20 protein-coding genes are annotated in these 18,493 nt (G+C 63.5%); 13 read left to right on the top strand and 7 right to left on the bottom strand.

What is annotated here, in order from left to right; all coding sequences use genetic code 11:
* The first annotated feature begins 1 nt into the window (after position 1).
* The 3 genes from BLR26_RS04690 to BLR26_RS04680 are packed head-to-tail and all read left to right on the top strand — an operon-like array spanning position 2 to position 3,674.
* The gene (locus BLR26_RS04690) at positions 2 to 1,816 is read left to right on the top strand and encodes a sensor histidine kinase (RefSeq protein WP_045201178.1); all 1,815 of its coding nucleotides are present in this window, start codon (positions 2 to 4) and stop codon (positions 1,814 to 1,816) included.
* The gene (locus BLR26_RS04685; RefSeq protein WP_093378425.1) at positions 1,813 to 3,222 is read left to right on the top strand and encodes a sigma-54-dependent transcriptional regulator; all 1,410 of its coding nucleotides are present in this window, start codon (positions 1,813 to 1,815) and stop codon (positions 3,220 to 3,222) included. The genes BLR26_RS04690 and BLR26_RS04685 overlap by 4 nt, the downstream gene beginning before the upstream one ends.
* Complete coding sequence (locus tag BLR26_RS04680) at positions 3,219 to 3,674, top strand: YiiD C-terminal domain-containing protein (protein ID WP_093378422.1); 456 nt, start codon at positions 3,219 to 3,221, stop codon at positions 3,672 to 3,674. The genes BLR26_RS04685 and BLR26_RS04680 overlap by 4 nt, the downstream gene beginning before the upstream one ends.
* Here the strand turns inward: BLR26_RS04680 and cysQ are convergent.
* Complete coding sequence (gene cysQ / locus BLR26_RS04675) at positions 3,663 to 4,490, bottom strand: 3'(2'),5'-bisphosphate nucleotidase CysQ (protein ID WP_093378418.1); 828 nt, start codon at positions 4,488 to 4,490, stop codon at positions 3,663 to 3,665. The genes BLR26_RS04680 and cysQ overlap by 12 nt on opposite strands.
* The gene (gene nudE, locus BLR26_RS04670) at positions 4,487 to 5,053 is read right to left on the bottom strand and encodes an ADP compounds hydrolase NudE (RefSeq protein WP_093378415.1); all 567 of its coding nucleotides are present in this window, start codon (positions 5,051 to 5,053) and stop codon (positions 4,487 to 4,489) included. Before nudE ends, cysQ begins: the two co-directional genes overlap by 4 nt.
* Before the next feature lie 79 nt (positions 5,054 to 5,132).
* Here nudE and yrfG point away from each other — a divergent pair, with 79 nt between their 5' ends.
* On the top strand, positions 5,133 to 5,795 hold the full coding sequence (gene yrfG / locus BLR26_RS04665) for a GMP/IMP nucleotidase (RefSeq protein WP_093378411.1): 663 nt from the start codon (positions 5,133 to 5,135) through the stop codon (positions 5,793 to 5,795).
* Here the strand turns inward: yrfG and lysM are convergent, their stop codons facing one another.
* The gene (gene lysM / locus BLR26_RS04660; protein ID WP_093378408.1) at positions 5,796 to 6,236 is read right to left on the bottom strand and encodes a peptidoglycan-binding protein LysM; all 441 of its coding nucleotides are present in this window, start codon (positions 6,234 to 6,236) and stop codon (positions 5,796 to 5,798) included.
* Positions 6,237 to 6,320: 84 nt separating this feature from the next.
* Between lysM and BLR26_RS04655 the strand changes: the two genes are divergently transcribed.
* From BLR26_RS04655 to BLR26_RS04630, 6 genes are all read left to right on the top strand, one after another.
* Positions 6,321 to 7,208 carry a LysR family transcriptional regulator gene (locus tag BLR26_RS04655; protein ID WP_045201172.1) on the top strand — a complete coding sequence of 296 codons (888 nt, stop codon included), beginning with the start codon at positions 6,321 to 6,323 and terminating at the stop codon, positions 7,206 to 7,208.
* Between the two features lie 95 nt (positions 7,209 to 7,303).
* Complete coding sequence (gene fdhD, locus BLR26_RS04650; protein WP_045201171.1) at positions 7,304 to 8,143, top strand: formate dehydrogenase accessory sulfurtransferase FdhD; 840 nt, start codon at positions 7,304 to 7,306, stop codon at positions 8,141 to 8,143.
* Positions 8,140 to 10,476, top strand: a complete 2,337-nt coding sequence (locus BLR26_RS04645) for an FdhF/YdeP family oxidoreductase (protein WP_093378405.1) — start codon at positions 8,140 to 8,142, stop codon at positions 10,474 to 10,476. Before fdhD ends, BLR26_RS04645 begins: the two co-directional genes overlap by 4 nt.
* A gap of 210 nt (positions 10,477 to 10,686) precedes the next feature.
* Complete coding sequence (locus BLR26_RS04640) at positions 10,687 to 11,166, top strand: glycine zipper domain-containing protein (RefSeq protein ID WP_176794206.1); 480 nt, start codon at positions 10,687 to 10,689, stop codon at positions 11,164 to 11,166.
* Positions 11,167 to 11,453: 287 nt separating this feature from the next.
* Positions 11,454 to 12,266, top strand: a complete 813-nt coding sequence (locus tag BLR26_RS04635) for a CheR family methyltransferase (RefSeq protein ID WP_093378402.1) — start codon at positions 11,454 to 11,456, stop codon at positions 12,264 to 12,266.
* 121 nt (positions 12,267 to 12,387) lie between these two features.
* Positions 12,388 to 13,044, top strand: a complete 657-nt coding sequence (locus tag BLR26_RS04630) for a response regulator (protein WP_093378398.1) — start codon at positions 12,388 to 12,390, stop codon at positions 13,042 to 13,044.
* A gap of 6 nt (positions 13,045 to 13,050) precedes the next feature.
* On the opposite strand, the gene BLR26_RS04625 is transcribed toward BLR26_RS04630, so the two are convergent.
* Complete coding sequence (locus BLR26_RS04625) at positions 13,051 to 13,479, bottom strand: acyl-CoA thioesterase (protein WP_093378395.1); 429 nt, start codon at positions 13,477 to 13,479, stop codon at positions 13,051 to 13,053.
* A 103-nt stretch (positions 13,480 to 13,582) separates the two neighbouring features.
* On the opposite strand from BLR26_RS04625, the gene BLR26_RS04620 reads away from it, so the two are divergent.
* Both BLR26_RS04620 and BLR26_RS04615 read left to right on the top strand, forming a co-directional pair.
* A complete protein-coding gene (locus BLR26_RS04620; RefSeq protein WP_230090912.1) occupies positions 13,583 to 14,047 on the top strand; it encodes a hypothetical protein in 465 nt (154 codons plus the stop codon).
* Positions 14,047 to 14,319 (top strand): type II toxin-antitoxin system RelE/ParE family toxin, encoded by a 273-nt coding sequence (locus BLR26_RS04615; RefSeq protein ID WP_093378391.1) that lies wholly within the window; start codon positions 14,047 to 14,049, stop codon positions 14,317 to 14,319. The genes BLR26_RS04620 and BLR26_RS04615 overlap by 1 nt, the downstream gene beginning before the upstream one ends.
* A gap of 63 nt (positions 14,320 to 14,382) precedes the next feature.
* On the opposite strand, the gene BLR26_RS04610 is transcribed toward BLR26_RS04615, so the two are convergent.
* Together BLR26_RS04610 and hslO are read right to left on the bottom strand one after the other, a co-directional pair.
* Positions 14,383 to 15,924 carry a phosphoenolpyruvate carboxykinase gene (locus BLR26_RS04610; protein ID WP_093378388.1) on the bottom strand — a complete coding sequence of 514 codons (1,542 nt, stop codon included), beginning with the start codon at positions 15,922 to 15,924 and terminating at the stop codon, positions 14,383 to 14,385.
* Positions 15,925 to 16,103: 179 nt separating this feature from the next.
* Positions 16,104 to 17,006, bottom strand: a complete 903-nt coding sequence (gene hslO / locus BLR26_RS04605; protein WP_045201165.1) for an Hsp33 family molecular chaperone HslO — start codon at positions 17,004 to 17,006, stop codon at positions 16,104 to 16,106.
* 105 nt (positions 17,007 to 17,111) lie between these two features.
* Here hslO and BLR26_RS04600 point away from each other — a divergent pair, with 105 nt between their 5' ends.
* Entirely contained in the window at positions 17,112 to 17,915 is an 804-nt protein-coding gene (locus BLR26_RS04600; protein WP_093378385.1) for a phosphatase PAP2 family protein, read from the top strand.
* On the opposite strand, the gene BLR26_RS04595 is transcribed toward BLR26_RS04600, so the two are convergent.
* Positions 17,912 to 18,313, bottom strand: coding sequence for an RNA-binding S4 domain-containing protein (locus BLR26_RS04595; protein WP_038998195.1), 402 nt, complete (start codon positions 18,311 to 18,313; stop codon positions 17,912 to 17,914). The two genes, BLR26_RS04600 and BLR26_RS04595, sit on opposite strands and share 4 nt — an antisense overlap.
* Positions 18,314 to 18,493: the final 180 nt, after the last annotated feature.

The raw sequence follows: 18,493 nt of genomic DNA, 5'->3' as shown, positions 1-18,493 counted from the left end.
GATGAACATAACTCCACCCGTACCCCGCCGCCCTCGCTGGCGCAGCCTGGCCATCCTTGCCGTGTGCCTGGCACCCTTGCTGTGGCCGTTGCAGCACCTCGCCGAGCGCTACTACCAGGACGAACTGGCCGGACAGAACCGCCAGACCCTCGACCTCTACGTGGCCAACCTGCTCGGCACCCTGCACCGTTACGAAACCCTGCCGCAGATCCTCGGCGACCTGCCGGCCCTGCGCGCAGTGCTGGCCGACCCGCTGCGCCTGGAAACCCTGACCAACGCCAACCGCCTGCTCAAGGACATCGCCACCCAGACCGGCGCCGAAGTCATGTACCTGATGGACGCCAACGGCAACACCCTGGCGGCCTCCAACTGGGACAAGCACGACAGTTTCATCGGCCGCAACTTTGCCTTCCGCCCTTATTTCAGCGAAGCCATTGCCGGGCGCCTGGGGCGCTTCTTCGGCCAGGGTACTACCTCGGCCAAGCGTGGTTACTTCTTCGCCGCCGCGGTGCGCGACCGCGATCAGGTGATCGGCGCGCTGGTGGTCAAGGTCGATCTGGACCATACCGAAACCCTCTGGGGCAAGACCCCGGAGCAGTTGCTGCTGACCGACCACAATGGCGTGGTGATCCTGACCTCGCGCCCCGACTGGCGCTTCCGTGCCACCCGGCCATTGAGCGACGCCGAGCGCGAAGCCATCGTTGCCATCCAGCCCTACCCGACCCAGTCACCCAAGCCGCTGACCCTCGACCCCAAGGCCTGGCTGACCCAGACCCAGGCCATCGACGAGACCGGCTGGCAGGTCAGCATCCTCGCCCCGCGCACGCTGATCGACCGCTCGGTACGCACGGTGGTGGCCATCGGCGGCGCCACCTTGCTGGTGCTGATGTTGCTGCTCGGCCTGATCATGCAGCGGCGCCGCCACTACATGGACCGCATCGACTTTGAAGCCCACGGCCGCCAGGAACTGGAAAAGCGCGTGATCGAGCGCACCGCCGACCTCGAAGGCCTCAACAGCCGCCTCAAGGAAGAAGTGCTGGAGCGCGAACAGGCCCAGCAAGAACTGGTGCGCGCCCAGGACGAGCTGGTGCAGGCCGGCAAGTTGTCGGTACTGGGCACCATGTCGGCAAGCATCAGCCACGAACTCAACCAGCCGCTGGCGGCGATCCGCAGCTACGCCGAGAACGCCGAGATCCTCCTCGATCACCAGCGTACCGACGATGCCCGCAGCAACCTTAAGCTGATCAGCGAACTGACCGGGCGCATGGCCTCGATCATCGCCCATCTGCGCGCCTTCGCCCGCCGCGACCGCCACGCCCCGGAAAGCGTGGCCCTGCAACCGGCGCTGGACGATGCACTGGCGCTGCTGGCCAAACGTCGGCGGGCAATGGCCGTGGAACTGGTGCGCGACCTGCCAGAGGCAACCCTGTGGGTCCAGGCCGGCGAAACCCGCTTGCGCCAGGTGCTCGGCAACCTGCTGGCCAACGCCCTCGACGCGCTGACCGAAAAAGCCAACCCGCGCAAACTCTGGCTCAGTGCCGAACAGCGCGATGGCAACGTCTACCTGTACATACGCGACAACGGTCCGGGCTTCAGCAGCCAGGCCCTGGCCCGCGCCCGCGAGCCGTTTTTCACCACCAAGACGCGCACCCAGGGCCTTGGCCTGGGCCTGGCAATCTGCGATACCTTGATGCGGGCGCTGGGCGGCGAGCTGCTACTGGGCAACCACCCGGAAGGCGGCGCCCTGCTTACCCTGCAACTGCGCATCGCCAAGCCCGGCGCCACCCTACCCACTTCGGAGGACCCATCGGCATGACGACCGAGCCGCTCATCGACAGCCGCACGCAGGTGATTCTGGTCGACGATGACCCGCACCTGCGCCAGGCGCTGAGCCAGACCCTCGACCTCGCCGGGCTGAAGATCCTGCCCCTGAGCGACGCCCAGGGCCTGGCCGGGCGCATCGAGCGCGACTGGCCGGGCGTGGTGGTCAGCGATATCCGCATGCCTGGCATCGACGGCCTCGAGTTGCTGCAGCAACTGCACGCCCAGGACCCGGAGCTGCCGGTGCTGCTGATCACCGGCCACGGCGACGTGCCGCTGGCGGTGCAGGCCATGCGTGCCGGCGCCTACGACTTTCTGGAGAAACCCTTCGCCAGCGATGCCCTGCTCGACAGTGTGCGCCGCGCCCTGGCCCTGCGCCGCCTGGTGCTGGACAACCGCAGCCTGCGCCTGGCCCTGAGCGATCGCCAGGAGTTGAGCACGCGCCTAGTCGGTCACTCGGCGCCGATGCTGCGCCTGCGCGAGCAAATTGGCGCATTGGCCGGCACCCGCGCCGATGTGCTGATCCTTGGCGAAACCGGCGCCGGCAAAGAGGTGGTGGCCCGCGCCCTGCACGACCTGTCGAGCCGCCGCGACGGCCCGTTCGTGGCCATCAACGCCGGCGCCCTGGCCGAATCGGTGGTCGAGAGCGAGCTGTTCGGCCACGAGCCAGGGGCTTTCACCGGCGCGCAGAAGCGTCGCATCGGCAAATTCGAATTCGCCAACGGCGGCACGTTGTTTCTCGATGAAATCGAAAGCATGAGCCTGGATGTCCAGGTCAAGCTGCTGCGCCTGCTGCAGGAGCGTGTAGTCGAGCGCCTGGGCGGCAACCAGTTGATCCCGCTGGATATCCGCATCATTGCCGCAACCAAGGAAGACCTGCGCCAGGCCGCTGACCAGGGGCGCTTTCGCGCCGACCTGTATTACCGCCTGAACGTCGCGCCACTGCGCATTCCGCCGCTGCGCGAGCGCGGCGAAGACATCCTGGTGCTGTTCCAGCACTTTGCCCACGCCGCCGGCGAGCGCCACGGCCTGCCAGTGCCGGCATTGCAACCGGCGCAACGGGCGTTGCTGCTGCGCCATGAATGGCCGGGCAACGTCCGTGAGCTGCAAAACGCTGCCGAGCGCTTCGCCCTGGGCCTGGAACTGGCCCTGGACGGTGACCTGCCGCCTGCGGCCGACGGTCCCGTGGCCAGCATCGGCAGCGGCAACCTCAGCGAACAGGTCGAGCAATTCGAACGCTCGCTGATCGCCGCGGAGCTGGCGCGCTCGCACAGTTCACTACGCAGCCTGGCCGAGGCCCTCGGCATCCCGCGCAAGACCCTGCACGACAAGCTGCGTAAACACGGCCTGAGCTTCGGCGACAACCATCACAGCGATGACCTGGAGGACAACCGTCCATGAGCACGGACAGCCACTACCTCGAATCGGTACTGCACAGCGACATCCCGCTGACCCGGCAAATGGGCCTGCAGGTGCTCGACTGGCAGCAACATTGCCTGCGCCTGCAGCTACCGCTGGAGGCCAACGTCAACCACAAGAGCACCATGTTCGGCGGCAGCCTGTACTGCGCGGCGGTGCTGGTCGGTTGGGGCTGGCTGCACCTGAGGCTGCGCGAAGCGGGGGTCGATGACGGGCATATCGTCATTCAGGAAGGCCAGATCAGTTATCCGCTGCCGGTCACCGGCACAGCCATCGCCACCTGCGCGGCACCGGAGGAGAAGGTCTGGGAGCGTTTCATCGCCACCTATCAGCGCCGGGGCCGGGCGCGGCTGAACCTGCATACCCAGGTCAGCAATGCCGGCAGCAGCGAGGCTGCCGTGCTATTCAGCGGCCAGTACGTGCTACACCGCTAGGGCTTGTTGCAGCAGCTTGTCGCGCCACGGCGCGGCCGCCGGCAAGGCCAGGAAGAACGGGTTGAGCAAGGACTCGCGCGCAGGGTAGACGAAGGCCTGGCCATCGAGGCCAAGCACTTCGCCGCCGGCGCCTTCGAGCACGCCCTGGGCTGCTGCGGTGTCCCACTGCGAGGTCGGTGCCAGGCGCGGGTAGCAATCGGCAACGCCCTCAGCCAATAAGCAGAACTTCAGCGAACTGCCGATATTGGCCAGCTCCAGCTCCCCTACCGACTGGCTCAGGCCGGCCAGCAAGGCTTCCTGTTGCGGGCTGGAGTGCCGGCGGCTGGCAACCACGGTAAATCGCTCACCCGCAGTCGGCGCGTTGCGCACGCTGATGGCCTTAGGCACGCCGCCCGCTTCCGCCAGCCAGGCCCCGAAGCCCTTGCCGCCGTAATAGCAACGCCCGTTGGTGGGAATCGCCACCACGCCAAACACCACCTGGCCTTGCTCGATGAGAGCGATGTTGACGGTGAATTCTTCAGTGCCGGCAATGAATTCCTTGGTGCCATCCAGCGGATCGACCAGCCACCAGCGCTGCCAGCCTTGCCGTTCGCCCAGGGGAATATCGCAGTCCTCTTCCGACAACACCGGGATCTGCGGCGCCAGGGCGCGCAAACCCTCGGCAATGACGTCATGGGCAGCCAGGTCGGCGGCGGTGACCGGCGATTCGTCGGCCTTGGCCGTCACCGCCACATCGGCACGCCAGAACGGCAAAATGGCCTTGCCCGCCTGGCGAGCCAGCTCCACCACGTGCTGCATCAGTTCAATGTCGTTCATAGCGGGAACACCCCACGCTGGCTCAGCAAGTCGCGCACCAGGTACAGCGCCGCCAGGGCCCGGCCTTCGGAAAACTGCGGATGCTGGGCCAGGGCCGAGAGCTCGCGCAGGTTGATCTTGTCGACACGCATCGGCTCGGGCTCATCGCCTTCCAGGCGTTCCTCGTAGAGGTCGGTGGCCAGCACCACCTGGATCTTCTGGCTCATGTAACCCGGTGACAGCGAAAGCTCGGTCAGGTGCTCCAGTTGCCGGGCACCGAAACCTGCTTCTTCCTTGAGCTCTCGGTCGGCCGCCGCCAGCACGTCTTCGCCCGGTTCGATCAGGCCCTTGGGCAACGACAGCTCGTACTCGTCGGTACCGCCGCAGTACTCCTCCACCAGCACCGCGTGCTCGGTGTCGAGCATCGCCACGATCATCACCGCGCCATAGCCGTTGCCGCGCCCGACCAGGCGCTCATAGGTGCGCTCGGCGCCGTTGGCAAAGCGCAATTGCACGGCTTCGACGCGAAACAGGCGACTGCTGGCGACAATCTCGCGAGAGAGGACGGTGGGTTTCTGGCGCATGGGGCGGCTCCTTGGCGTGAACGGGTTACTATACCGTGGCTTGCCCGGCCGCTGCCTAATGACTGTTCGAGAATTTCATATGCCCGTTTTAGCCTGGTCCACCATCGATACCGTCCTGCTGGACATGGACGGCACCCTGCTCGACCTGCACTTCGACAACCATTTCTGGCTCGAGCAGCTGCCCCAGCGCTACGCCGAACTGCACGGCATCAGCCGGGCCATGGCCGAGCTCGAGCTGCAGCCGCTGTTCGAGCAGCACGCCGGCTCGCTGAACTGGTACTGCCTGGACTTCTGGAGCCGCGAGCTGAACCTCCCGGTGCGCGAGCTGAAGCTTGAGACCGCCCACCTGATCGCCCTGCGCCCGGATGCCGACACCTTTTTGCAGGCGATCAAACAGGCCGGCAAGCGGGTGATCTTGATCACCAACGCCCATCGCGATTCGCTGTCGCTGAAACTGGAGCGGGTGGAGCTGGCGCCTTACTTCGAGCGCCTGATCAGCTCCCATGACTACGGCTACCCCAAGGAGAACCCGCAGTTCTGGAGCGCCCTGCAGGCCGATATCGGCTTCAGCCCGCAACGCAGCCTGTTTATCGATGACACCTTGTCGATCCTGCGCAGCGCCCGCGACTTCGGCGTGGCGCACCTGCTTGCGGTGCGCCAGCCCGATAGCCGCAAATGGCCGCGGGATACCGAAGAGTTCGCCGCGGTGGAAGACTACCGGGCGTTGCTCGAAGGGTTGTGATTACTCGGGGATGCGCAGGGTCTGGCCCGGGTAGATCTTGTCCGGGTGGCTGAGCAGCGGCTTGTTGGCTTCAAAAATCTTGTTGTACTGGTTGGCATTGCCGTACACGGCCAGGGAAATGGCGCTCAGGGTGTCGCCTTTCTTGACCACGACGAAGCGGGCCGCCGCAACAACCGGGCCGGTAACGGTGATCTGGTCATCCACCGACTCCACACCTGCAATGTTGCCCAGGGCCAGGAGGATTTTTTCCTTCTCTTCCTGGGTCGCCACCTCGCCGGTGACCGTCACCTTGCTGCCCTCGACAGTTGTCTGAATGTTCGGATTGCCCAAGCCTACCTTGGAGACATGCTCCTTCAACTGCTCGCTGGCATTGGCATTACCCGGGGTCAACAGGTCGATAAGTTTCTCGCCTGCTTCTTTGACGAAACTGAAAATGCTCATACCGCTCTCCTTGGTGATGAATCTCGGAGCCTGGAGTCTAGGACAGGTTAGAATGCTTCGCCTGCTTTGCGCCGTGGAGCGACGATGGACATCAAACAACTCAAATTCCTCATCGCCCTGGATGAAACCCGCCACTTCGGCCAGGCCGCCGCCCGCTGCCACGTGACCCAGCCAACCCTGTCGATGCGCTTGCGCAACCTGGAGCAAGAGCTGGACCTGGCCCTGGTCAACCGTGGCCAGCGCTTCGAGGGTTTCACCGCCCAGGGCGAGCGGGTGCTGGCCTGGGCGCGCTCGGTGATCGCCGCCTACGATGGCCTGAACGCCGAAGCGGCCGCCTGCCGTGGCCACCTGGTCGGTACCCTGCGCCTGGGCGTGGTGCCGTTGTCGAGCTTCGACCCCTTGCCATTGTTACGGCGCATGCACCAGCAGCACCCGGAACTGCGCTTCGAACTCAGCGCCCTGAGCTCCGAGCAGATCCTCGAACAGCTGACCAGCAACCAGCTGGACCTGGGCGTGTCATACCTCGACCGGCTCGACCACGAACGCTTCCAGGCGCTGCCGCTGGGCGAGACGCGCATGGGGCTTTTATATGATCCAGATCATTTCCGCTTCGACGAGCAGCCCCTAAGCTGGCAACAGCTGACCGAACTGCCGCTGGGCTTGCTCACCGCCGGCATGCATTTTCGCCAGTCGATCGACCATAACTTTCACAGCCGCGGCCTGACCCCGCAGCTGTTGCTGCAGACCGATGCCGTCCATCAGTTGGCTCAGGCCGTCAGCGGCGGCCTGTGCTGCGCGATCATGCCGTTGGCGGCAGGGCTGGAAGTGCTCACCGAACGGCTGCGCCTGCAACCGATCGAACAGGCCTGCACCCTGGCACCATTGGGCCTGATCATGCGTCGCACGGCGCCGCGCTCGGCCCTGGCCGAGGTGTGCCTGGGCGAATATCAAGCGCTGCGCGGCGAGGCTTGATCGACGCCGTCTATCAAAGCATCAGCATTAGCGATTAGACGATACCCGAGCGCAAGCCTAGGCTTAAAGCTGAACAGCCGCCGGTACCTCTGCTGATGAGCACTAAACCCCCGGCCTGTGCGGCGTCCACCCCGCTTGTGACTGCGCCCGCGGCCAGCAACACCTACGACTACTGCCACCTTGACGACGACAGCCAGGCCCATACCGCACTGGCCGAGGAAGTCGCGCTGGCGATCGCCTATAACGGCATCAGCCAGGCCGTGATGCTGGTCAGCCCCACGGACCTTGAAGACTTTATCGTCGGTTTCAGCATCGGCAGCGGCATCATCGCTTCGGCCAACGAGATCTACGACGTCAAGTTCACCGGCAACGGTTCTGCCGTGCATGCCGAAGTCGAGATTGCCAACCGCGCCTTCTGGAACCTCAAGACCCAGCGCCGGCAACTGGCCGGCACCAGTGGCTGTGGCCTGTGCGGTGTTGAGGCGGTGGAGCAGGCGCTGCCCGACCTTGCCGTGCTGCCCGGTGCTCCGCTGCCACCCGCGCAATGGCTGGCCGGCCTGCGCCAGCGCATGGATGCCTTCCAGCCCCTGGGCCAGCACTGCGGCGCGGTGCATGCGGCACTGTTCATGAACAACCAGGGCGAGATCCTCCTGGGCCGCGAAGACATCGGCCGGCACAACGCCCTCGACAAGTTGATCGGTGCCCTGGTGCGCCAGCACATCAGCCTCGACGGCGGCCTGGCGATCGTCACCAGCCGCTGCAGCCTGGAGTTGATCCAGAAGGTGCTGCGCGCCGGCATCCAGACCCTGGTCAGCCTGTCCTCGCCTACCGGCCTGGCCCTGCAGTGGGCACGGCGGCACAACCTCAACCTTATTCACCTGCCCAAACACAGCGCACCACGGGTGTTCAGCCCCGTGCGGGAGAACCGAACGTGAGCCTGCATCACCAAGCCGACCACAAGCCTGTGCCCCGCTACAAACCCTACCACGGCGCCGCTGGCGGCTGGGGCGCGCTGCGCAGCGTGGCCCAGGCCTGGATCGGCAGCGACAATGCCCTGAAGAACATCCGCGCGCTGCTCAAGACCAACCAGAACGGCGGCTTCGACTGCCCTGGCTGCGCCTGGGGCGACTCGCCGGAAAGCGGCATGGTCAAGTTCTGCGAAAACGGCGCCAAGGCGGTGAACTGGGAAGCGACCAAGCGCCGCGTCGATGCCGCGTTCTTCGCCCGCCACAGCGTCACTTCGCTGCTGGCCCAGAGCGACTACTGGCTCGAATACCAGGGCCGGCTGACCGAACCGATGGTCTACGACGCCAGCACCGACCGCTACCAACCAATCGACTGGGATGGCGCCTTCGCCCTGATCGCCGAACACCTGCAACAGCTCGAAAGCCCGGACCAGGCCGAGTTCTATACCTCTGGCCGGGCCAGCAACGAGGCGGCCTACCTGTACCAACTGTTTGTGCGCGCCTACGGCACCAACAACTTCCCCGACTGCTCGAACATGTGCCACGAGGCCAGCGGCGTGGCGCTTGGGCAGAGTGTCGGGGTCGGTAAAGGCACGGTGACTTTCGACGATTTCGAACATGCCGACGCGATCTTCGTCTGGGGCCAGAACCCCGGCACCAACCATCCGCGCATGCTCGAACCGCTGCGCGAAGCGGTCAAGCGCGGCGCCCAGGTGGTCTGCGTCAACCCGCTGAAAGAACGCGGCCTGGAACGTTTCCAGCACCCGCAGCACCCGCTGGAGATGCTCACCAACGGCGACCGCCCGACCAACACCGCCTACTTCCGCCCAGCCCTGGGCGGCGACATGGCGGTGCTGCGCGGCATGGCCAAGTTCCTATTGCAGTGGGAGCGTGAAGCCCAGGCCAGCGGTGCCCCGGCAATTTTCGATCACGACTTTCTCAACCAGCACACCCAGGACGTACTGGGCTACCTGGCCGCGGTCGACGCCACCTCCTGGGAGCAGATCACCGCGCAGTCGGGCCTGACCCTGGCCGAGATCAAGCAAGCCGCGCGCATGTACTGCAAGGCCAAGAAGGTCATCATGTGCTGGGCCATGGGCATCACCCAGCATCGCCATTCGGTGGCGACCATCCAGGAAATCGCCAACCTGATGCTGCTGCGCGGTAACCTCGGCGTTCCCGGTGCCGGCCTGTGCCCGGTGCGTGGCCACAGCAACGTGCAGGGCGACCGCACCATGGGCATCAACGAACGGCCGCCGGTGGCCCTGCTCGACGCCCTGGAGCGCCGCTTCGGCTTCAAGGTACCGCGCCACAATGGCCACAACACCGTCGAGGCGATCCGCGCCATGGCCGACGGCCAGGCCAAGGTGTTTATTGCCCTGGGCGGCAACTTCGCCCAAGCCACCCCGGACACCGAACGCACCGCCCAGGCCCTGCGCAACTGCGCGCTGACCGTGCAGATCAGCACCAAGCTCAACCGCAGCCACCTGCTGCATGGCAAGCAGGCGCTGATTCTGCCGTGCCTGGGCCGGACCGATATCGACCTGCAGGGCCAAGGCCCTCAGGCAGTAACGGTGGAAGACTCGTTCAGCATGGTCCACGCCTCCAATGGCCAGTTGCAGCCACTGTCGCGGCAAATGCGCTCAGAGCCTGCAGTGATCGCCGGGATTGCCAACGCCACCCTCGGTGCCAAGCCTGTGGACTGGAACTGGCTGATCGCCGATTACGGGCGCATCCGCGACCTGATCGACCAGACCATCCCCGGCTTTGACAACTTCAACCAGCGCCTGCAAAACCCGGGCGGCTTCTACCTGGGTAACAGCGCCGGCCAGCGGCAATGGAAGACCGCCAGCGGCCGGGCCAACTTCAAGGCCAACGCCCTGCCGGACGACCTGCTGCACGAGCGTGTGCGCGCCAGCGGCCAGGTGCCGGACCTGATCATGCAGTCGATGCGCTCGCACGATCAGTACAACACCACCATCTATGGCCTGGATGACCGCTACCGTGGGGTCAAGGGCCAGCGCAACGTGCTGTTCGCCAATGAGGCCGACATCGTCCGCCTGGGCTTCCACCCCGGGGACAAGGCCGATATCGTCTCGTTGTGGAGCGATGGTCGCGAGCGGCGGGTCAAGGGCTTCACCCTGCTGGCCTTCGATATTCCGGCTGGCCAGGCGGCGGCCTACTATCCGGAGGTCAACCCGCTGGTACCGCTGGAGAGCGTGGGCGATGGCAGCCACACGCCGACCTCCAAGTTCGTCGCGATCCAGTTGCAACCTGCCAGCGACAACGCCCGGATCCTCTGACAGAATCGGCGGCAAACAGGCACAAAAAAGGCCCTGACATCACTGTCAGGGCCGCGTTCCAAGTAAGCTCAGACACGCGAAAAACGATAAAGTTTCACAGTGAAAACAGTAACTTAGAAAATTGTGTACAACTCGTGTTACTCGTCGGATTTCGTTTGCCAGCCCCCCTCCCCAGCCTCAGGATCGCCTCGTCATCCCTATGAGGCTTTCTTGATGAAGTACTCCTCGATTCTGTTGTTGTCTCTTGGCCTGCTCAGCGGCGTTGCCTCGGCAGGTGGCACCACCGAAGCCGGTATTGGCGGCGCATTGGGTGGGGTACTGGGCTCGGTGGTCGGTCAGTCGATCGGCGGCAGCACCGGCGGTGCAATCGGTGCGGGCCTGGGCGGCGCAGCCGGCAGTGCGGTCGGTGCCGACAAGCGCCAGCGCGGTGAAGCCGCAATCGGTGGTGCCCTGGGCGCAGCCGGCGGCAACGTGGTCGGCCGCAGCATGGGCGGCACCACCGGTAGCTATATCGGTGCGGCCGCAGGCGGTGGTGCCGGCGGCGCGCTGGGTAACTACATGGGCAACAAGGCCGATGAAGACGAGCGCGATGACCGTCGCTACCGTCGCGGCTACGACGACCGTCGTTACTACGACCGTGGCCACCACTACGGCCACCGCAAGCACAAAAAGCACTGGCGTCACCGCTGAAGCCTTTCGGGCTTAAGCCAAACTCCTAGTCCCTGCCCCCATGGGCAGGGATCGCTGCATCACCCCGCGCGTTACCGATCAAGCCCTGCAGGCCGATCTTCCGGCCAGTCCCGGCAGGCCCTGAATTCCCTTCTGCTTGCCAGCCACCTGTGACCTAGGGGCAACCCCGATTCTGGCGGTTATAGCCAGTAGCTATCATCGGCCGTTCCCAATCAGCCAATGGACGCAGGGAATGCGCAGCTATCACGCAAAGACGGCCCGATTGCCCTGTGCACGAGGGGTGTGAGATGCCTGCCGGCAGCCGCCCTCCGTTACTGAGCGAAGCCCAGTTCCTGCGCTTTCGCACCCTGGTCAGCCAGCGCACCGGCGTGTTCCTCGCCGCCGACCGCCGCGCCGCCGTGGCAGCGCGCCTGGGAAAGCGCCTGCGGCACCTGCAACTGGCCTCCTTCGAACAGTACCTGCATCTGGTCGAACAGCCTGATCAGCAGCAGGAACAACAGCGGGTGCTCGACCTGCTGGTTGCCCGCGACAGCTACTTCTTCCGCGAACATCGCCATTTCGAATTCCTCGCCCAGTGGCTGCGCGACATGCCCCGCCCGTTAAGGCTCTGGAGCGCTGCCTGCGCCTCTGGCGAAGAAGCCTACAGCCTGGCCATGGTCGCCAGCGAACACGCCGTGAACGACGACTGGAGCGTGCTGGCCAGCGACGTCAGCCGCAACCTGCTCGAGCAGGCAGGCGAAGGCATCTATGACGTCGCCCAGGCCCGTTACTTTCCCGAAGGCTGGCTGCAACGCTACTGCTTGTGCGGCGTCGGCGAAATGGCCGGGCGCATGCGCATGGTGGCGTCCCTGCGCGAGCGCCTGCGGTTTCGCCCGATCAACCTGATCCAGTCGCTGCCCACCGACCTGGGCCTGTTCGATGTGATTTTTCTGCGCAATTTGCTGACCTATTTCAGTCAGGATGAGAAGCAGCGCGTGGTTCATCGCCTGCTGGCCTGCCTGCGCCCGGGTGGCCTGCTGCTGATCGGGCATAGCGAGAGCATCCACGGCCTCGACCTGCCCTTGCGGCCGATCCTGCCCTCGGTGTTCGAACGCCTATGATGGCCGGCGCTGTCGGGACCTGCGGCAGGCCCCCGATACTGATCGCGCCACCGCGCGGCAGCGCTCATCCGGACCGAGCAAACCTGCCGCCCCTCTTCTTTTGCGAAACAGGCTCGAACCCATGCTTTGCCGAATACTACTTGCCGATGACTCGCCGCTCTTTCGAGCGGGCCTGCGAGCGCTGCTCGAACAAAAAAAACAATACGCCGTAGTCGGTGACGCAGGCGACGGCATGACCGCTGTCGCCCTGGCCGAGAATCTCAAGCCCGACATCATCCTGCTGGACATGACCGCCGACACCCTCGACAGCGAGCAGATCCTGCGTGAGCTGTTTTTGCGCGTGCCCTCAAGCCATGTATTGATGCTCTCGTCGCGCTCGGAGCTGGACTTCGTCATGCGTTGCCTGCAGCTGGGTGCTCACGGGTTTCTGCTCAAGAGCGCCACCGTACTGGAGCTGGAGCAAGCCCTGCAGGCGCTGAAAAACGGCGGCCAGTACCTGTCGTCAGCGGTGCTGCCGATGGTCATTGGCCAGGCGGTGAAGCACAGCCGCAAGCGTCCCAACGGCAGCACCACGATGCAGTTGACTGCGCGCCAGCTGGAAATCCTGCGCTTGATTGCCCGCGGCGAGTCGACCCGCTCGATTGCCGACGGCCTCGGCCTGAGCGTGAAGACTATCGAGGCGCACCGCTCGCAGATCATGCATCGCCTGCAGATTCACGATGTACCCGGCCTGGTGCTGTTTGCCGTACGCGAAGGCATCATCCGCCTCAACGATTGAGCGGTCTCAGCCTTGCAAGCGCTCCAGTGCCGCCTGCAGCGTGGCCGGCAACTGCGCCGGCCGCCCTGACTCGCGCTCGACGAACACCTGCACCACCTTGCCGGCCGCGCAAGGCTGCCCGTCCTCGACCCGGAACAACGCCAACTGGTACTCCACCGAACTGCCCGCCAGGCGTGCCACCCGCAGGCCGACTTCAAGGGTGTCGGGGAAGGCCGGCAAGGCGAAAAAATCCGCCGCCGAACTGACCACGAACCCGGCCACCTCGCCTTCCTGCAAATCCAGCCCGGCCTGTTGCAGCAGGTAGGCCTGGATCGCAGTGTCGAAGTAGGCGTAAACCGTGGCACCGGCGATATGACCATTGAGGTCGCTGTCCTGCCAGCGGCTGAGGATCGGGTGCAGATGGCGGAAGGCTTGGCGTTGTGGGAGTTCGGACATGAGGGACCTGAGACACTTGTGGAAGAGTGCGAAGCTTCCCACAAACACTTCAGAAGCCCTATAGTTGCAATCAACTATAGATTGCATAGCATGGATCGACCTTATGAAGCAGAGACATTCACCCATGCCAACTCATAACATGGACCATGCCGAACTCAGCAAGATGGTCGAGATTGGCTGCATCAACACCACGCATGTAGTCGCGCAAGCGGGGGGCTGGGCTGTTCAAGTCTCCGCCAGGGACCAGGAGCACATACTCACTGCACAACGCAGTGGCAATGTCCGGTTGTTCAAAAAACTCGAGACGCTGGTGAGCTATCTCCAGGCGCTAGGCATTGACTACTTCAAGGTCGACACTTCCAGCTACGACCCCGAGACACTCCAGACCTATCAAAGACCTGATCGTGCCCAGGCCCTTAAAACAGCACATGAAGCGGCGGCCTACGAAACCTGGTTCAGCGCACAAGTCGAAGCCAGCCTGCAGGACACTACTCCGTCAATCGAGGATGATGAAGCTCGCCGCTTGTTCGCCGAGCGCCGCGCAGCGCTGAAAGCTCGTTCGCATTGATGAGACTGGTGTGGCGAGCCATGGCACTGAGCGACCGCGAACTGATCATGGACCACATTGCAGCCGACAACCCGGAAGCGGCAATCGCGCTGGACGAGGCTTTTGAAAGCAAAGCCCGGAAAGCGCAATACTCACCGACGATGTACAAAGCGGGAAGATTTCCCGGTACGCATGAAATCGTGGTTCGTCCCAACTACTTAATGATCTATCGCGTGGTGGAAGACTGCGTCGAGATCATCCGGGTGCTGCATGCCAGGCAACAATGGCCATGATTGAACAGCCGGAAAACAAAAAGCCGCCCCTGAGGGCGGCTTCTTGTTTACGCAGGCTTCAGCTTACAGCTGTGGGCCAGCAGCCTTGATGGCGTCGGACACTTCGAACTTCTTGAAGTTTTCGATGAACAAGCCAGCCAGGGCTTTTGCAGCTTCATCGTAAGCAGCCTGGTCAGCCCAGGTGTTGCGTGGGTTGAGCAGGTTGGTTTCAACGCCCGGTACGGCCAGTGGCACGTCGAGGTTGATGGTGTCCAGGTGCTCGGTTTCGCTGCCGATCAGGGCGCCGCTCTGGATCGCTGCGATCACCGCGCGGGTGGTCGGGATGTTGAAGCGCTTGCCCACACCGTAGCCACCGCCGGTCCAGCCGGTGTTGACCAGGTAGACCTTGGAGCCGAAACCGCGGATACGCTTGATCAGCAGCTCTGCGTATTCGCCAGCCGGACGCGGGAAGAACGGCGCGCCGAAGCAGGTGGAGAAGGTCGACTTGATGCCGCTGCCCGAACCCATTTCGGTCGAGCCCACCAGAGCGGTGTAGCCGGACAGGAAGTGGTAGGCCGCTTGTTCTTCGTTGAGGATCGACACTGGCGGCAGCACGCCGGTCAGGTCGCAGGTCAGGAAGATGACCGCGTTAGGCTCGCCACCGAGGTTCTTCTCGGAACGCTTGGCAACGTGCTCCAGCGGGTAGGCGGCGCGGCTGTTCTGGGTCAGGCTGACATCGGTGTAGTCGGCGTGCTTGGCATCGTCGATGACGACGTTTTCCAGTACTGCGCCGTGCTTGATGGCTTTCCAGATGACCGGCTCGTTCTTCTCGGACAAGTCGATGCACTTGGCGTAGCAGCCACCTTCGATGTTGAAGACAACGCCTTCGCCCCAACCGTGCTCGTCGTCGCCGATCAGGTAGCGGCTTTCGTCAGCCGACAGGGTGGTCTTGCCGGTACCCGACAGACCGAAGAACAGGGTCACGTCGCCCTCTTCGCCGATGTTGGCGGCGCAGTGCATTGGCAGCACGTCGGCAGCCGGCAGCAGGAAGTTCTGTACCGAGAACATGGCCTTTTTCATTTCACCGGCGTAACGCATGCCGGCGATCAGGACTTTCTTCTGGGCGAAGTTGAGGATCACGCAACCATCGGAATTGGTGCCGTCACGCTCAGGCACGCACTCGAAGTTGGCAACGTTGAGCACTTGCCACTGATCACGGCCAGCAGGGTTGTACTGTTCAGGATTGATGAACAGGCAACGACCGAACAGGTTCTGCCAGGCAGTCTGGGTGGTCATCTTCACTGGCAGGTAGTGATCGGCAGCCGCGCCTACGTGAACGTAGGAAACGAAGTGATCCTGGGCGTTGTTGAACGCCTCGACGCGGTCCCACAGGGCATCGAACTTGTCGGCCGGGAACTTGCGGTTGATCGGGCCCCAGGCGATGGCGTCCTGAGTGGACGGCTCTTCGACGATGAAACGATCCACCGGCGAACGACCGGTACGGTGACCGGTTTTCACGACCAGCGCGCCAGTATCGGCCAGCTCGCCTTCACCGCGGTTCAGCGCTTCTTTTACCAGCTCATCGACGCTCAGGTCGGTATAGACGGTGTTGTTGGCTTGCGTCATGAGATTCCCCATCCGGCCTGCGGCCGAGTGCTCCAAACGTTTTGTAGTAGAGCTTTGAAAACTACTACAGCGAAAAAAGTGGCCGGATTATGCCAGAAACGCCCAAAAAAAGTAGGGCCCTCCTGTCAGAACGGCGTGTTTCCGGCGTTAGACAGGAGATTTACCTGTGGTGAAACGTTTTAGTGACGAGTATCTGACGGTGTGTCTACACCGCCACCGGCGAACAATTGCTCGATATCGGCGGCATCAAATTGGTAGCGCTGATTGCAGAACTGGCAATCGACTTCGATCTGGCCGCCATGCTCGTTGATCAGCTCCAGCGCGTCATGCTTGCCCAGGCTCACCAGGGCATTGCCGGAGCGCTCACGGGAGCAGCTGCAGCGAAAATGCAGCGGCTGGATATCGAACAGGCGCACGGCATCCTCGTGATACAGGCGATGCAGAACGGTCTCGTTGTCCAGGCCTAGTAATTCCTCAGCCTTCAGGGTATTGGCCAGCGCCTTGACGTGGTTCCAGCTTTCCTCGCGTTCCTCAATGTCCTTCTGGCGGTCGGCCGGCAGCTGCTGCACCAGCAGACCACGGGCACGAATGCCGTCGGCGGCCAGGGTGATGCAGGTGTTGACCTGCTGGGACATGACGAAATAGTTGGTGAAGCATTCCGACAGATCCTTGCCGTCCAGTTCCACCGTGCCCTGATAGCGCTGGCCGTTGACCGGAATGATGGTCAGCACCAGGTGGCCGCCAGGCATCAGATCGGCGAGGGTTGCATCATCCTTGATCTGCTCGGCCGCATAACGGGCCAGGCCACGAATTTCGTGCTCGCTGGTGCACTCGATAGCCAGCAGGGGCACCGGCCCGCTCGACTGCGCCTGGAGGATCAGCAGGCCATCGAACTTCAGCGTACCGACCAGCAGCGCGGCTGCCGCCATCAGCTCGCCGAGCAGCTGTGCCACAGGCTGCGGATAAGGGTGCTTGGCCAGCACTTCGGCGTAGCTGCGCTCCAGCCCGACCATTTCACCGCGAACGTCGCGGTCGTCGAAAAGGAAGCGTTGTGTGTAGTCGGTATCTGGCAAATCGGACATGGGCTTTGGCTATCTGAATGATGACAAAATAATTTCAAGGGCCTATAAAGCCCAGTCTAGAGCACCAGAATGGTGCACTCGTGGTTCGCAGCAAAGAGGTAGTTTATGGACAATTCTTCACTGTTCCAAGCAAGGTGGGCTTGGGGTCCCTTGATTCTCTGCACGGTTTTGCCCGTTGCTCTACTGTGTTTCTGGTTGTGGCCTGTTGGCCAGATCATCTGCCTGACTTTCGACGAATGGCTGTTTCACCTGCTCAACCGGCCACTGGCCGACAATAGCGTCTGGCGTTACATCTGGACCGTCGGCAGCCTGCGCCCGTTCGATATTGTCGTCGGCCTGATCCTCCTCAGCCTGCTGATCCGTGGCGACTGGGTATTCAAGGCCAGCCAGGTGCGCCAGGCCTTCTTCGGCTTCTTCGCTACCCTGGTCCTGCTGCTGGTGATCCGCGCGCTGTTCTCGAAATGGATGAACGCCATGGGCTGGCAGCACAACAGCCCGTCGATGGTGTTCAGCGATGCCATTCACCTCAGCGATTTCTACCCGCAACTTGAAGCACGCTGGGAACTCAAGGACCGCTCCAGCCAGAGCTTCCCTGGCGATCACGCCTCGGTGCTGCTGATCTGGGCGATGTTCATGAGTCTGTTCAGCCGCAAGCTGCTACAGCAATTGCTGGTCTGGGCCCTGGCGCTGCTGTTCATGTTGCCGCGCCTGGTGGCCGGCGCGCACTGGGGCCAGGACGACTACATCGGCGGCGTGCTGATGGCGGTACTGGCCTTGGGCTGGAGCTGCTATACCCCGTTTGCCGCCAAGGCCAGCGCTGCCCTGATGCGCCTGAGCGCACCGCTGTTCGAGCTCATGGCGCGGCTGCCACTGCTCGGGCGCCTGAATGTGGTCAACCCGCGCGCTTAACCGGCGCTGTCATGCAACTGATGCAGCTGGCGCCGCTGTTTCTTGGTGGGCCGGCCATCAGTGCTGACCCCCAGGGCACCGGCCTTGCGCATCGCCGCAGCCTGTTCCCGGCGGGCGATGCTCTGCGCGGTTTCCTCGTATAGCGCCTGAGCTTCAGGCGCGCCGCGACGCACTACCGACAGCGCCTTGACCACCACCGTACGCTCGTCAAAGCCGGTACGCAGGACGAACTCATCGCCCAACCGCGGCTCCTTGCCCGGCTTGCAGCGCTCGCCCCGGCAATGCACCTTGCCGCTTTCGATGGCCGCCTTGGCCAGCGCCCGGGTCTTGTAGAAGCGCGCCGCCCATAGCCATTTATCCAGACGGACCTTGTCATCCTCTTCCGGCTTTTGTGCCATGACATTTCCCCACTTATTTTCGTAAAGGGAACTGTACTACCGTATCTGGCGGATGCAAAAAACACGCGGCGTGCTTACAGTTCACCGACCTGTCGTTCATGCCCGCCCTGGTGCCTGACGACTTACTACGCTGGTTGAGCATTTTGAAGACATTTGACCATTTGACCGTGATCGGCCTGC

Source organism: Pseudomonas sp. UC 17F4 (assembly GCF_900101695.1).
In the GTDB taxonomy this organism is placed as follows: Bacteria; Pseudomonadota; Gammaproteobacteria; order Pseudomonadales; family Pseudomonadaceae; genus Aquipseudomonas.
The sequence above is the reverse complement of the archived record's forward strand: the minus strand, read 5'-3'. Positions and strand labels throughout refer to the sequence as shown.